Source organism: Virgibacillus natechei (genome assembly GCF_026013645.1).
In the GTDB taxonomy this organism is placed as follows: domain Bacteria; phylum Bacillota; class Bacilli; order Bacillales; family Amphibacillaceae; genus Virgibacillus_L; species Virgibacillus_L natechei.
The window spans coordinates 624287-639675 of record NZ_CP110224.1 but is presented as its reverse complement, the minus strand read 5'-3'; the positions used below and the strand labels follow the sequence as shown (position 1 = coordinate 639675).

At 37.9% G+C, this 15389-nt stretch carries 16 protein-coding genes; 8 read left to right on the top strand and 8 right to left on the bottom strand.

The window, feature by feature from the left end; genetic code table 11:
• Positions 1-20 precede the first annotated feature (20 nt).
• From hisH to OLD84_RS03565, 6 genes are all read left to right on the top strand, one after another.
• Positions 21-626 (top strand): imidazole glycerol phosphate synthase subunit HisH, encoded by a 606-nt coding sequence (hisH, locus tag OLD84_RS03590; RefSeq protein WP_209461755.1) that lies wholly within the window; start codon positions 21-23, stop codon positions 624-626.
• Complete coding sequence (gene hisA, locus OLD84_RS03585) at positions 623-1345, top strand: 1-(5-phosphoribosyl)-5-[(5-phosphoribosylamino)methylideneamino]imidazole-4-carboxamide isomerase (RefSeq protein WP_209461754.1); 723 nt, start codon at positions 623-625, stop codon at positions 1343-1345. The genes hisH and hisA overlap by 4 nt, the downstream gene beginning before the upstream one ends.
• Positions 1335-2099 (top strand): imidazole glycerol phosphate synthase subunit HisF, encoded by a 765-nt coding sequence (gene hisF, locus OLD84_RS03580; RefSeq protein WP_209461753.1) that lies wholly within the window; start codon positions 1335-1337, stop codon positions 2097-2099. Before hisA ends, hisF begins: the two co-directional genes overlap by 11 nt.
• Positions 2099-2740, top strand: coding sequence for a bifunctional phosphoribosyl-AMP cyclohydrolase/phosphoribosyl-ATP diphosphatase HisIE (gene hisIE / locus OLD84_RS03575; protein WP_209461752.1), 642 nt, complete (start codon positions 2099-2101; stop codon positions 2738-2740). The genes hisF and hisIE overlap by 1 nt, the downstream gene beginning before the upstream one ends.
• Entirely contained in the window at positions 2733-3809 is a 1077-nt protein-coding gene (gene hisC / locus OLD84_RS03570; RefSeq protein WP_209461751.1) for a histidinol-phosphate transaminase, read from the top strand. The genes hisIE and hisC overlap by 8 nt, the downstream gene beginning before the upstream one ends.
• A gap of 171 nt (positions 3810-3980) precedes the next feature.
• Positions 3981-4883 carry a glutamate biosynthesis transcriptional regulator GltC gene (locus OLD84_RS03565; protein ID WP_209461750.1) on the top strand — a complete coding sequence of 301 codons (903 nt, stop codon included), beginning with the start codon at positions 3981-3983 and terminating at the stop codon, positions 4881-4883.
• 62 nt (positions 4884-4945) lie between these two features.
• Here the strand turns inward: OLD84_RS03565 and OLD84_RS03560 are convergent, their stop codons facing one another.
• From OLD84_RS03560 to fni, 7 genes are all read right to left on the bottom strand, one after another.
• Entirely contained in the window at positions 4946-5647 is a 702-nt protein-coding gene (locus OLD84_RS03560; RefSeq protein ID WP_209461749.1) for a SurA N-terminal domain-containing protein, read from the bottom strand.
• Positions 5648-5946: 299 nt separating this feature from the next.
• Positions 5947-6891 (bottom strand): siderophore ABC transporter substrate-binding protein, encoded by a 945-nt coding sequence (locus OLD84_RS03555; protein WP_209461748.1) that lies wholly within the window; start codon positions 6889-6891, stop codon positions 5947-5949.
• 432 nt (positions 6892-7323) lie between these two features.
• The gene (locus OLD84_RS03550) at positions 7324-8079 is read right to left on the bottom strand and encodes an iron ABC transporter ATP-binding protein (RefSeq protein ID WP_209461747.1); all 756 of its coding nucleotides are present in this window, start codon (positions 8077-8079) and stop codon (positions 7324-7326) included.
• Positions 8073-9026: an iron chelate uptake ABC transporter family permease subunit gene (locus OLD84_RS03545; protein WP_209461746.1), complete on the bottom strand. Its 954-nt coding sequence runs from the start codon at positions 9024-9026 to the stop codon at positions 8073-8075. The genes OLD84_RS03550 and OLD84_RS03545 overlap by 7 nt, the downstream gene beginning before the upstream one ends.
• A complete protein-coding gene (locus tag OLD84_RS03540; protein WP_209461745.1) occupies positions 9016-9969 on the bottom strand; it encodes an ABC transporter permease in 954 nt (317 codons plus the stop codon). Before OLD84_RS03540 ends, OLD84_RS03545 begins: the two co-directional genes overlap by 11 nt.
• A gap of 350 nt (positions 9970-10319) precedes the next feature.
• Positions 10320-11042, bottom strand: a complete 723-nt coding sequence (locus OLD84_RS03535) for a DsbA family oxidoreductase (protein ID WP_209461744.1) — start codon at positions 11040-11042, stop codon at positions 10320-10322.
• Positions 11043-11250: 208 nt separating this feature from the next.
• Entirely contained in the window at positions 11251-12306 is a 1056-nt protein-coding gene (gene fni, locus OLD84_RS03530; protein WP_209461743.1) for a type 2 isopentenyl-diphosphate Delta-isomerase, read from the bottom strand.
• A gap of 171 nt (positions 12307-12477) precedes the next feature.
• On the opposite strand from fni, the gene OLD84_RS03525 reads away from it, so the two are divergent.
• Together OLD84_RS03525 and OLD84_RS03520 are read left to right on the top strand one after the other, a co-directional pair.
• Complete coding sequence (locus OLD84_RS03525; protein ID WP_209461742.1) at positions 12478-13017, top strand: HD domain-containing protein; 540 nt, start codon at positions 12478-12480, stop codon at positions 13015-13017.
• Positions 13018-13225: 208 nt separating this feature from the next.
• Positions 13226-14212: a diaminopimelate dehydrogenase gene (locus OLD84_RS03520; RefSeq protein ID WP_209461741.1), complete on the top strand. Its 987-nt coding sequence runs from the start codon at positions 13226-13228 to the stop codon at positions 14210-14212.
• A gap of 243 nt (positions 14213-14455) precedes the next feature.
• Here the strand turns inward: OLD84_RS03520 and OLD84_RS03515 are convergent, their stop codons facing one another.
• Positions 14456-15316 carry an ornithine carbamoyltransferase gene (locus OLD84_RS03515; RefSeq protein ID WP_245301451.1) on the bottom strand — a complete coding sequence of 287 codons (861 nt, stop codon included), beginning with the start codon at positions 15314-15316 and terminating at the stop codon, positions 14456-14458.
• Positions 15317-15389 lie beyond the last annotated feature (73 nt).

Here is a 15389-nt window from a genome sequence, read left to right as displayed (position 1 = left end):
CACAGAAGGGAGAATAACGTATGATTGCCATTATCGATTATGGGGCGGGTAATATAAAAAGCCTGCAATTCGCTTTAACAAAACTAAATATAGACTCTCGCCTGACAACAGACAAACAATCAATAGAAGAAAGCAAAGCTATTATTCTTCCAGGTGTAGGAGCATTTAACGATGCCATGAAGGCCCTAAACCAATTAGGGTTAACAACGGTTCTCCAAAAAGAAGCTGCTGCAGGAAAACCGATACTCGGGATTTGTTTAGGTATGCAGCTATTTTACGACACAAGCTATGAAGATGGAGATTGGAGTGGGATTGGCCTACTGAAAGGCGAGGTTAGCCGTATCAGCAATTCTGTAAAAGTACCACATATGGGTTGGAATACGTTGACACAGGAAACCACTAACCCATTATTTAACAAAATCACAGACAATGCCTACGTCTACTTCGTTCACTCTTATGCTGTATCGAGCTATCAAGAAGAAACATTAATAGGTAGTACGCAATATGGCGGAACTGTCCCTGCTATTATACAAAAAGACAACATTATTGGCATGCAGTTCCATCCAGAAAAAAGCGGTTCTACTGGATTACAGCTTTTACAAAACTTCGGGGAGATGATTTCATGATTCTGTTTCCAGCAATTGATATTAAAGACGGCAAATGCGTCCGCCTTATTCAGGGCGATTACAGTAAAGAGAAAATTTATAGCGAAGATCCAGGTAAGATTGCCACGAGCTGGGAAGCGCAACATGCTGCGTATCTGCATATCGTCGACCTTGATGGCGCAAAATCAGGTGAAACAAGTAATAAAGCCCTAATAAAAGCTATTTCAGAACGAACCAATATCCCTATTCAATTAGGCGGAGGCATTCGTTCACTGGAAATTATAGAGTCGTATATTTCCGCTGGCATTAGTCGTGTCATTATAGGTACAGCCGCGATTAATGATAAAGCATTTTTGCAAGACGCAATCAAAAAATACGGAGAAAAAATAGCAGTATCGATCGATGCACGAAATGGCTATGTAGCCACAGATGGCTGGACTCAAACAAGTACTGTAAAAGCGGTTGATCTCGTCAAAGAGTTAGAAGCAATTGGTGTACAAACGATTATATATACGGATATTTTAAAAGATGGGATGTTGCAAGGCCCCAATTTCAACGAATTAAAAGCCATTAACGAAGCGACATCTATGAATGTCATTGCTTCTGGTGGTGTTACATCAAAAGAAGATGTGAACAAATTAAAAGAACTAGATTTATATGGTGCCATTATTGGAAAAGCATTATATGACGGAACAATAGAACTTAAAACGTTATTGGATGGTGAACAACATGCTCGCTAAGCGAATCATCCCTTGCTTGGACGTTGACAATGGCCGAGTGGTTAAAGGGAAAAAATTTCAAAACATACAGGATGTAGCGGACCCAGTTGAATTAGCGAAAAGATATAATGAAGAAGGTGCTGACGAACTTGTTTTCTATGATATTACCGCATCAAATGAGGAGAGAGATATCTTTCTAGATGTCGTAGAAAAGGTCGCAGCCGAAATTGCCATACCTTTCACAGTCGGTGGAGGGATTCGAACAGTGGAAGATATTCACAAAGTTCTACGTGCAGGAGCAGATAAAGTGTCGATCAATAGTGCTGCTGTTGCCAACCCTGAAATTATCAAAGAAGCAGCCTTGAAATTTGGCAGTCAATGTATCGTTTTATCGATAGACGCCAAAGAAACAAACACAGGCGAGTGGCACGTATTCACAAAGGGTGGAAGAAACAATACTACCATGGATGCAATGGAATGGGCAAAACGCGGGGAACAGCTCGGCGCAGGGGAAATTGTTGTAAATGCCATCGACGTTGATGGTGAGAAGAATGGGTATAACCTTGCTTTAACCAGTGCCATTAGTGAATCGGTTAATATACCTATTGTTGCTAGTGGCGGTGCAGGAACGATCGCACATTTCGCATCGGTATTAACCCATGCAGGTGCCGACGCAGCTTTGGCAGCATCTGTATTTCATTACAACGAAATCCCAATACCTGAATTAAAAAAATATCTAGAAACGGAAAACGTGATTGTCCGGAGGGATTCATAATGGAAGTAAACATTGAGCAGCTTGTTTTTAATGAGAATGGTCTTATACCGGCTATCGTACAAGATGCGATAACCGGAAATGTATTAACCCTAGCATATATGAATCAATCATCCTTACTCAAAACGATTCAAACAAATGAGACATGGTTTTTCAGTCGCAAACGTCAGCAGCTTTGGCATAAAGGGGAAACCTCAGGAAATAAACAGATCGTTCAAGCTATAACATTTGATTGCGATGCTGACGCGCTTCTCGTTCAAGTGAAACCAATTGGGCCTGCCTGCCATACTGGAAAAGAAAGTTGCTTTCATAACCTGCTTCACCAACAAGAAGAAGTAACGCAAGATGTTATTCATACGATTATCGCGAAATTAAAAGAGCGCCGTAAGCAGCCCGTAGACGGCTCCTATACGACCTATCTTTTCAATGAGGGTATTGATAAGGTCCTCAAAAAAGTCGGCGAAGAATCAAGTGAGGTTATTATTGGTGCGAAAAATACCGATGCGCATGAACTAACCTGTGAAATTTCCGACTTAATCTACCACACGCTGGTATTAATGGAGATAACAGATGTAACAATGGACGATATAAAGGCAGAATTACACAACAGACACATTCAAAAAGAGGGTCATTCAAGTGAATAAATTTTGGAGTGAAACCGTACAGCGAACCGAGCCATACGTGCCAGGGGAACAGCTAGATGATCCGACTATAATAAAATTGAATACGAACGAAAATCCATACCCACCATCGCCAAAGGTGACGGACGCAATTAGCAGGGAGCTTGATCATAAATTAAATCTTTACCCTTCACCAACAACAGATCAGTTAAGAAACGAAATTGCAACCTATCATAATCTATCTAAAGATCATGTTTTTGTTGGCAACGGATCGGATGAAGTCTTAGCATTCTCCTTTATGGCTTTTTTTGAACCAGGTAAACCAATTCGCTTTCCAGCGATTTCATACAGCTTTTATCCGGTTTATGCAAAACTTTTCAACATTCCATATGAAGAGATCATTTTAAATCGCGATTTCACACTACCTGTTGAAGATTTCTTTCAATCAGAAGGTGGCGTCATATTTCCAAATCCAAATGCCCCAACTAGCGTCTATTTAGAGCTCAGTGGTGTTATCGATATTTTAGAAAATAATCCAAACCAAATCGTCATTATTGATGAAGCTTATATTGACTTTGCAACAGAATCTGCAGCCTCGCTCATTCATACGTATGAAAATCTATTAATTGTGCAAACAATGTCCAAATCAAGGTCACTTGCCGGTTTACGTGTTGGATTTGCGATGGGAAACCCTAACCTTATCGAAGCATTGATCCGGATCAAAGATTCTTTTAATTCCTATACGCTTGATCGGCTGGCTATTGCTGGTGCAGAGGCAGCTATAAAAGATACCGATTACTTTACAGATACAATTGAGAAGGTTATTCATACGAGGGAATGGGTTACAGCAGAAATGAAGCAGCGCGGATTTCATGTGCTACCATCTCAAACCAATTTCATTTTTGCATGTCACTATAATTGGATTGCTGAAGATTTATATACAAATCTAAAAAAGGATGGCATACTCGTACGACATTTTAAAAAACCTAGCATTGATAACTATCTTCGGGTTACCATTGGTACAGATGAGAATATGGAAGATTTCTTTAAGAAGTTGGATAAAATCATGAACACTACAAAGTCCCGGAATTAATTTCGGGACTTTGTTCTTTGCAAATTAGATTCAGATTATGGAGCACATGATCTTTGGTTGGACGCTTCTGTCATTCTTAGCTACTGCAATAAGGTATCCAAATCGTTCGAAATCATATATAATTAAGATTAGAGTGATCTGTAAATGAGATGAATGGACGGAGGGGTACAAATGGAACTGCGACAATTACGCTATTTTATAGAAGTTGCTGAGCGTGAACACGTGTCTGAGGCAGCGTTACACTTGCATGTAGCTCAGTCGGCAATAAGTAAGCAGATTTCGAATTTAGAAGGAGAACTTGGCGTTACTTTATTTGAACGAGATGGAAGAAATGTCAAATTAACCCAAATAGGACGGGAATTTTTGAAACATGCGAAGATCGTGATAAGGTCAGCTGAGGACGCCAAAAAACAAATTGATGAATACCTGGCCCCTGATCGAGGAACAATTAAAATTGGTTTCCCAACAAGCTTATCCAATCATTTACTTCCAAGTGTCATCTCTGCTTTTAAAGAAGAATACCCGAACATTGCTTTTCAATTACGACAGGGATCTTATAAATTTCTAATCGAGGCAATAAAAAAAGGAGATATCCATGTAGCTTTTCTTGGACCTGCACCTAAAGATGATCCGGATATCGAAAGCAGTATATTGTTCGCTGAATACATTTCAGCTCTTTTGCCACAAACACACGCACTATCGAATAAAAAAAGCTTACACCTTACCGATTTAAAAAATGATGAATTTGTTAGTTTTCCAAGAGGTTTTGTATTGGAAAAAATAATTATGGATGCATGCAAACAAGCTGGATTTGTTCCTAAAATCTCATCAGAGGGCGAAGATTTAGACGCTATTAAAGGGCTCGTTGCTGCGGGTATTGGTGTTACACTTCTGCCTGAGAGTACATTTCAAGAGTTAACCCCAAGAATGACAGTAAAAATCCCAATTGACATCCCCGAAATCAGAAGAACGGTCGGAGTGATTAAACAAAAAAATAAAAACCTCGCACCCTCAGAAAAAGTCTTTTATGACTTTGTTATAGACTTCTTCTCCAGGCTACAACAGTTCCAATAAATGGAGATATGAAAAAGCACCGCACCTATCTATTACAGGGCGGTGCTTTTTCATGATTTTTATTAAATCAATGTTTCGATATCTGATTCCTCTTTTAATTCATTTATCTCAGCTTGTAGCATTTCTTGTGTTTTACTCATGGTAAGCTGCTGTCTAATAGGCCCTTCTACGTCTTCTAATTGCCCTATTTCATCGCCAGCTTCACCTACTAGTTGTTCATAGTACTCCTCTACTTCTTCATCCGTTACTTCAACATCGAAGTTTTCTTGCATATATCGATCCGTAATCAAATCATCATTTAATTGAGCTTTAAATTCTTCCTCTGATAGTTGGAACTGGTCCAGAACTGTTGTCAGCTCTTCTCCTGCTTGCTCCTCCATCATCTCAAACTCAGATTCTACTTCCTCTTCTGTAATCTCAATACCTTCTTCTTGTGCCGCTTGTTTTATTAACTCTTGCTCAATCAGCATGTTGATCGTAAATTCTTTTATTTGATCTTGATCACTAACATCTTGGCCATTTTGTTGAAGGGACATTTTTACTTGTGGATACAAGGCGTTGTATTTATCCCCTGTTATTTCACTTCCATTAACATCTGCAACAGAACTATCTTCCTCAACTTTTTCCTCATCGGTAAACTCCACTGGGTCTGTCGCCGCTGGTTGAGCTTCCTGTTCTGCATCTTCTTGTTGACCGTCATCGCCACATGCAGCCAATACGATCATTATACTTAACGCAAACGCTAATACGATTAATTTTTTCATTGATTGATTCCCTCATTTCAAATAAGTGTCTTTTAATTCAAACATAATCACACGAAACATTTCAAGTAGGGTAGTTGGCCAAAAAACCCTTCAACGCGTATCCTGACAACGTTTGTTAGCTTGTTTACATTTGCATAACATTTTCCTGCTCGCCTACCTTATCTGTGCCACAAAGTCCCATTTATTATGTATAAGAAAACGTGGCATTCGTTAGAGGGCTTCTTAGAAAGCATTAGCAGTTACTTATCTGCACAGAAAAAAACAGCCCATTGGTTGGGCTGTTTTTCCGTTAAGGCAACCTAATCCAAGCTGGCCTCAATCTCTTTAATCATTTCCGATACAGAAACTAGACCACCACCGGATAAATACCAGTAATCCGGATCCAGGTAATAAATATCGTCATTTTCATATGCTTTCGTACTACGCATTAAATCATTTTCTACAAACTGCTCGGCAGATGCATCACCGGCAATAGCTGCTGTTCTATCTACTACGTATAATAGGTCAGGATCCTGTTCTACAACATATTCAAACGTTACATTCATTCCATGTGTTGATGCTTCAATCCCGTCATCAACTGCTGGAACACCAAGAACATCATGAATTAAACCAAATCTGGAACTTGGACCGTATGCACTGATTTTATCGTCATTCGCCAACGTGATCAGAGCATCCCCTTTTTCAGCTGCTTTATCATTTACAGAAGCAATCGAATCTTCAATAGCAGTAAGTTCTTCTTCTATTTCATCCTTTTTATCAAAAATGTCACCGATTGTATGCATGTTTTCTTTAAATGAATCCATATAGTTTGTATCATCTACTCCAAGATGTATGGTTGGAGCGATTTCTTCTAATTGATCCGCTAGCTCTGCTTGCCTCGCGGAGATAATGATAACATCCGGATCAGTATGTGAGATGTTTTCAAAGTCAGGCTCTTTCAACGTTCCGATATTTTCATATTCATCGCCTTCATATTTCTCTAAGTATGATGGCAAGCTTTCTTTCGCAATCCCTGCCACATCAACATCTAATTTATCTAACGTATCTAATATACCGTAATCAAATACGACAACATTTTCTGGATTTTTTGGCACTTCTGTTTCACCAAGCTCATGGTTTACTGTCACTGTTTCATTTGTTTCTTCACCTTCTGCGTCCCCATCACTGCTTTCTGCAGATGAACCACAAGCGGCAAGTGCAATTAGGAAAAGGCTCATTATCAACAATAGCGAAAATCGTTTCATTTTATCTACTCCTATATAATTAAATAGATTTGTAGTGCGTGTTCAAAAGGAGGATAAAAAGGATCGAGAAGTTCGAGGCGGCGTAGCTTTGAGTAGCGGAACGTATGCAATTAATACGTGAGCAACGGAAAAGCAAGCCAACGACGAAATTCGATGTGTCATTTTTACCAGACTTTTTGAACATCCTCTTGTATCTAATTTTTTGTTTATCAAGCAAATTTGTTTACCTAATTAAAAAAGTAAGGTAAACTAAATAATGTAGGTTTCCTTTATATTGGAAGTGATCTCAAGGTCACTTTCATATAAGGGATTTTTTTATGGGAAATGGCACTATTTTTGTGTGCATTTATTTATATATTCTCCCCCCTTTTTCAGCTGTAGTTATACGCTTATCACCCCCTTAAAGTTTCGGTGCTCCTACAATTAAATTGGTTAAAAATATACACAAATGCGTCTGTTGTCGATTTCTTTAATATCTATATCCATATCGTAAATGTCTTTCAGCACACACTTATCAATAACATCACAGGTTCTCCCCTGTTTCACTATTTCCCCATCCTTTAGTGCAACAATGTTATCCGAGTAACAAGAAGCGAAATTAATGTCGTGAATAACAATTACAATCGTCTTCCCGAGTTCGTCTACCAACTTACGTAATGTTTTCATGATAGAAACAGAGTGACGCATATCCAAATTATTTAAGGGCTCATCAAGTAATATATACTCTGTATCCTGTGCGATAACCATTGCAATGTGGGCGCGCTGGCGTTGCCCTCCACTCAGTTCATCCAAGAATTTATCCTGCATATCGCGAAGCTCCATGTAGTCAATTGCCTGATCTACTTTTTCCCAATCTTCCTTGCCCAGTTTGCCTTGTGAATAAGGAAAACGACCAAATGACACGAGTTCACGTATCGTCAATTTCAAATTGATTGCATTCGATTGTTTTAATATCGAAATTTTCTTTGCAAGCTCATTATTCTTAGATTCTAGAATATCTTCTCCATCAATCGTTATTTCTCCATCATCTTTTGAAATAAGACGACTAACCATTGAGATTAAGGTACTTTTCCCAGCTCCATTTGGTCCAATAAAGGACGTAATCGTTCCTTTTTCTATTTCCACGGAAACATCTTCAATAACTTTTTTCTGGTTATATTTTTTCATTACATTTTTTAAATTTACCATGATTTATTCTCCTTTAATAAAAGAAATATAAAGTACACGCCACCAACAAAGTTAATAATAACGCTAATTGTTGTATCAAATGTGAAGATTTTCTCTACGATAAATTGACCGCCAACCAATGCGATAATACTAATTAACATCGATCCGATGATGACATAGAAATGGCGAAACGTCTTTAAAAATTCATATGCCAGATTCACAACTAACAATCCAAGAAACGTGATGGGACCGATTAATGCAGTTGCTATAGAGATTAATATTGCTACAATGATGAGTAACCGTTTTACAACATAGTTATATGGAACGCCTAGATTCACTGCCTCGTCTTTTCCTAATGCTAATACATCCAAGTACTTATAAAATCGCATAAAATACAATCCAACTACCGCAATAAGACCAATAGACAGATAGACAAGATCCGTATTTACATTGTTCACGCTTGCAAACATGCGATCCTGTACAATCATGAATTCATTTGGATCAATTAATACTTGCATGAAATCTGTAAAGCTACTAAAGAATGTTCCTAAAATCAGTCCAATCAATAGAAGGAAATAGATGTTGTTCTGTTCTCCCCTAAAGAGAAAACGATAAAGCAATAAGGAAAATAACATCATTATCCCAATCGAGATGATATAGTTGATCTCACTATTCATCATCACAAGGGAGCTTCCACCGAATATAAAAATAATGAGTGTCTGAAGCAGGAGGTAAAGGGAATCAAGACCCAATACACTCGGTGTCAAAATTCTATTGTTCGTAACTGTCATAAAGATTGACGTTGCAAAAGCGATTGCCCCGCCTGTTAAAACGATGGCTACAATGTTGATGATTCTTCTAGGCAAAATGTATCCAATATTCCCACTTAGGTCATAAAATATATATAATAATACGAGTAACACTGCGATTACGGCCAGAATAATTAACTTTTTCCTACTAGAACCCATATTTCTTTCTCCTTAACAATAGGTAGATAAATACTCCACTACCTATAACCCCAACGGTTAAACTGATTGGAATCTCATATGGATATATGATGACTCTGCCGATAACATCGCAAAATAGTACAAATACAGCACCTAGTAATGCAGTATGTAATAAGCTTTTCTTCAAGTGATCCCCTTGATAAATGGTTACAATGTTCGGAATAATTAAACCAAGGAACGGAATCACACCAACAGATAATACAACAGAGGCTGTTACTAGCGCCGTAATAATCAGACCAAGGTTTACAATCTGCCGATAATTAAGACCTAAGTTTTTAGAAAAGTCCTCTCCCATTCCTGCGATCGTAAATTTATTTGCATAAAAGAACGCCAGAATAAGAATTGGGATACTAACAAACATCAATTCATAATTTCCACTCATGATCATAGAGAAATCGCCTTGCATCCAGGAAGTCATGTTTTGAATAAGATCATTTTGATAGGCAATAAAAGTTGATATGGAACTAATAATATTACCAAACATTAATCCTACTAGCGGGATGAATATGGCGTCTTTAAATCTGATCTTTTCTAATAGTCTCATGAATATGAATGTACCTAGAAGTGCAAACATAAAAGCTACAATCATTTGCTGAAATTGGCTAGCAGATGTAAAGATCATCATGGAAACAAGAATCCCCAATCTTGCCGAATCCAATGTACCTGCAGTTGTCGGAGAAACGAATTTATTTCTGCTTAACTGCTGCATGATTAAACCACAAATACTCATGCTCATTCCTGCAATCAAGATACTTAGAAGGCGTGGAATTCTGCTAACCATTAAGGTTTGTGCCTGGTCTTCTGTTAAGCTAAACAGGTCTAATGGTGTGATATCAGAAACACCAAGAAATACGGATGTAACGGAAAGAACGATCAGCGCTAAAAATAAGTATCTTAATTTCATAGAAACGACCTTCTCAACTCTCGCTAATTTTTTGCTATATATGCTGTATAGATTACTATTTATAATGATTATCACTTGCAAATTAATCTAATTAAGAATGATATTCATTATCAATTAGAAGCTATACGTTTAGTATATCAGAATATCTTGATTCGTCAATGAAAACCAAGCTATTAATTTTGAATAGAAGACTTGGCATTCCATACTTTGGAGTGCCAGTCTTTCGGTGAATGCCTTAGCCCGCACTTATACAAATAGGAAAGTTATTTTTTTGTATTTGCAAACAAAAAAATAACCTTAGTGAGAAACATACCCTCACTAAAGTTATTTAAATGATTAATTAGTTGCTATTAGTCCTCTCTTACTTCGCATCCTTCATCTGTACAATACGTGGTTTCAGACTTCTTTGGATTTAATGATTGCAGAACTGTTTTTTCATTTTCTTCTTCCCAAACCTGTTTCAGAACGTCTGTAAAAGTGTCTGGGGACTGGGCTCCAGATACTGCATATTTTTCATTAAATACAAAAAACGGTACACCTTGTACGCCAATTTGACGCGCTTGCTCTTCATCCCCACGGACATGTTCCGCATAATCATCCACTTTAAGTAATGCAGTTACCTCATTCACATCCAAACCAACTTCCTCAGCAAGTTCGATTAAGGTCTTCTGATCACTGATAAGTTTTGATTCTGTAAAATAAGCAGACAAGAGACGTTCTGTCATTTCTTTTCCTTTGCCTTGCTCTCCTGCATACTTTGCTACACGATGTGCATCAAATGTGTTCGTATGTTGCATCGTGTCAAAGTTATACGTCAATCCTACTTCTGCAGCTTGTTGACCGACACTTTCATTCATGCTTTTAGCCTGGTCTACAGACATTCCTTTTTTAGCAGCTAGGTATTCATGCATATTCTGTCCAGGATTTACTTCTGCATTTGGATCCAATTCATAGCTTTTATATTCTAGAGTAATATCATCTTTATGCGGAAACTTTTCTAGAGCAACTTCCAATCTTCTTTTTCCAATGTAGCAGAATGGGCATACGAAATCTGACCATATCTCAATTTTCATAACCTACACCTCATTTCTGTGGATATTATAGCATAGCTTAGAAAATTGATTAAATAATATGCCTGGTAAAACGTTGACGTGGCTTATCTTTTATCATGCTCTACTCGTCGTAAATATCCTCTTATGAGGCTTTGTTTGTATGTATAGTTCCCAATTATTTTTTAATGAAACATTTGCCAAAAAATTACAGCTAAAACCGCTTCCGGCTTTAGCTGTTTTCATCCAATAAGGATCTTCCCATAATACTGACGCGTTTTGTGTTTTTTAATTCCTCCAATGTCCCTGCACCAATACCGAACATTGCCATTTTCAACTCAAGCTCAATTTGGTCCATTGTTCGGACGACTTCTGTAGATGACTCTGTCGCAGCTTGCAGCAATTGACGAGCAAAACCAATTACATCTGCTCCAAGAGTGATCGCTTTAGCCGCATCCACACCTGTCTTCATCCCACCGCTAGCTATAAGTGGAACGTTTGGTAATTTACTTCTAACAGACACAATACAATCTTTCGTTGGCAGTCCCCAATCATTAAAGGCCTCTGCTGCCGCCCGTTTTAATGGATCCTCTGAACGAAGTTTTTCTACCTGACTCCATGATGTTCCACCAGCGCCCGCTACATCTATATGAGATATTCCTGCATGATATAATTTTTCAGCAACTGTTCCGTCAATACCAAAGCCAACCTCTTTCGCAATAACAGGTACATCTAATGCTTGGGTGACTTTTTCTATCTTTGGTAATAGATTTTCGAAATTTAAATCGCCACCATCCTGAACAGCTTCCTGTAAGGTGTTAAAATGTAAAACAAGTGAATCTGCACCAGTCATTTCAACAATACGCTTCGCTTCCTCAGCACCATAACCATAATTCAATTGAACGACACCCAAATTCGCAATCAGAGGTACGGTTGGGGCTTGCTCACGAATTAAGAAAGAACCTTTATGTGCATCACTTTCAAGTAAAGCTCTTGTCGAACCAAGTGCCACTGCCCATCCTTTTTCTTCTGCAGCAATTGCTAAGTTTTGATTAATCTTCGTTGCAAGCTCAGAACCGCCAGTCATCGAGCTTACCAAAAATGGAGCGTTCATTTTCTTGTTCAGAAAAGTTGTATCCAGTTGAATATCATCTAAATTAATTTCTGGTAACGCATTATGTATAAAATTTATTCCTTCAAGTCCAGTCGACTTATTTACACCCTCTACATTTTCCGTTAAACAAAGTCTGATATGCTCCGTTTTACGCTTATTTATGCCCTCTTCCATTTCAAGGGACCCTCCTATTCTATTACAACAATATTACTTACAGTATACCAATATTTTTTACAAATGTAATGGAGAAACCATCTATGTGTGAATGTTTTTCAAGTACGCACTTGTTTGCCCTTCATAAAAATGGTATAGCTAGAGGTACTAATAGATCCAGGAGGAAATGATTTGAAACAACAGGCTAAGAAATTTGCAGAGATGGCACATGCAGGGCAAACTCGAAAAAATTCAGATACTCCGTATGTCACCCACCCCATTCGAGTTGCGGAAAGACTTGAGAAGAATGCATATTCAACTGAACTCATTTGCGCAGGCTATTTACATGATGTAGTTGAAGATACGCTCTATGAAATAGAGGATATCGAGCGTGAATTCGGTGATCGAGTTGCAGCGCTTGTCGCCACCCATACAGAAGACAAATCCAAATCATGGCAGGAGCGCAAACAACATACCATCGACACTATTAGATATGCTGAAAAAGAAATTAAATACCTGATCATCGCTGATAAACTGGATAATCTGCTTGGTATGGAAATAGACTTAAAACAGCAAGGTGATGCAGCATGGGACAAATTTAACGCAGGATTTGAAAAACAAATGTGGTATAACAGATCGGTTGTTGCGAATATGTATGTTGGGCTAGATGATCGTGACATACCAAATTACTTTAGGGATTATGCGGATGTTGTGGAGCGGGTTTTTGGATAAGTTTCCTGATTCAGGTGGGCGTTCTCCTTTTTCGGCAGGGGTGTCTCCCAGTTTAAGGTGGCTGTCTCCCGTTTCAGGATTTCGCTAAATAAATACACTCATTTTATCGAATCCTTGAACCATAGATATTGCACATGAAAATAAAAAACGATAGTATAAAGAGAAACGTGAGCAAGTGAAGTAAAAGCGAACTAATGGAGGGGAATATATGGAAAGTAAAATCAGAGTAGGTATCGTAGGATACGGTAATTTAGGTAGAGGTACAGAGGCTTCTATCGCGCAACAGCCAGACATGGAGCTTGTCGCTGTTTTTTCAAGAAGAAACCCGGATAGTGTAAACATTATTAATCCGGACGTAAGTGTGTTACATATCGATGAAGCAAAGAACTACACCGACAAAATCGATGTAATGATCTTATGCGGTGGTTCCGCAACAGACCTTCCTGAACAGGTTCCCACTTTTGCGGAAATGTTTAATACAGTAGATAGTTATGATACACACGCAAAAATCCCTGAGTTCTTTGCATCTGTCGATAAAGTAGCACAGGCTAGTGGAAAAACAAGCGTTATTTCAGTTGGTTGGGATCCAGGTATGTTTTCGGTTAACCGTGTCATGTCGGAAGCGCTTCTGCCTGAAGGTGAGACCTATACGTTTTGGGGCAAAGGCCTGAGCCAAGGTCACTCTGATGCTGTCCGCAGAGTAGAAGGTGTGAAAAAGGGTGTTCAGTATACAATCCCATCTGAAAAAGTGATCGAACAAGTTAGAAATGGAGAAAATCCAGATGTTTCCAAAAGTGATCGCCATGTGCGGACATGCTATATTGTAGCCGAAGAGGGTGCCGATACAGCGAAAATCGAACAGGAAATTAAAACAATGCCGAACTATTTTGCTGATTATGAAACGACCGTTCACTTTATTACGGAAGAAGAATTGAAACGGGATCACTCTTCCATGCCACACGGTGGATTTGTCATTCGCAGTGGTAAAACAGGGGAAGGAAATAATCAAATTGCAGAATATAGTTTAACGTTGGATAGTAATCCTGAATTCACTGCAAGTGTTCTCACCGCCTATACACGTGCAGCCTACCGTTTAAATAAAGAAGGTCAAAAAGGTGCGAAAACAATTTATGATGTAGCACCTGGATACATTTCTCCAAAATCAGCGGAGGAATTGCGTAGAGATTACTTATAAGTATAAAAACCCCTCATATGATCTATGGAGGGGTTTTTTTAACGGGTTCAGTTCTGGAAGAGAAAAATGCTAATATCGAGGAAAAAACACACTATTTGGTATCCTTTTCACCTGTAAATTAACAATATAAATAGCAAACAAAAAAACTTCAGATATATCTGGGCGTTTTTTAAAGCGTTATAATTTATTTTCTTTTCCACAATCGCGCCCGTTTCTGGAATTACTAAGATTATTGAAATGGGTTCAAACTTTTTTTATTCCACAACAATATAAAATGATAGCTTGTTGGACATAAATCAAATTCTTTTTAAATCCATACCCAACAAAGTAATCTGAGGAAATAGCATTTTCACTAATCTCTTCATTTCTAAAAAATGGTGGACATGGGTTTAATATTGATTGTCTCTTTGTTGATTTCATTCTCTCTAAAGTTATTTGATATTTATTTATGTACTCATTTGTTCGTAAATCACTGGATAAGGAATCTGTTAAAATCACATCACTACTCATCAATACTGTATCGAGATCCGAATGAAATTTATAATTAAGGTTATCTTTACATAACTCATTACCACTTGTGCAAACATGATTAAATTTTAGGTTCATAACTTTTGCAATGTTCATCCACGACCTCGAAATATTGCCCGCCCCACCAACGAATGTATACACAAGATCTCTATAATCCTCTTTTATCTTACTAATAGAATATAAATCAGATAAAATCTCACATGGGTGATTATCAGAAGTCATCGCATTAATGATTGGTATAGAAGTATACCTTGATAACTCCTGGATTTTTGAAGAATCCGGGTGTCTAACAATTACACCGTCAGCCCAGTTTTCAATATATTGAATAACATCTGTCAACTTCTCCCTCTTATCCAAAGTATCTGGAGGAAATAATATGCATTCTCCTCCCAAATCCTTTATCCCTTTCTCAAAAGTAATTCTAGTTCTTATGCTTGACTCTGGGAAAAATAATATGAATGTTTTCCCATTTAAGTTATTTCCTGAGTTATGAGATTTTAGTTTATCACCCAAGGCGAAAATCTCGGATATTTGAAACTCAGATAAATCATTAATACCCAATAAGTTCAAAATCATCAGCCTTCCCTCTAGATCACACAATTTAGATTAATTATACCATTATAAACATAATAAACTTACAATCGTTATG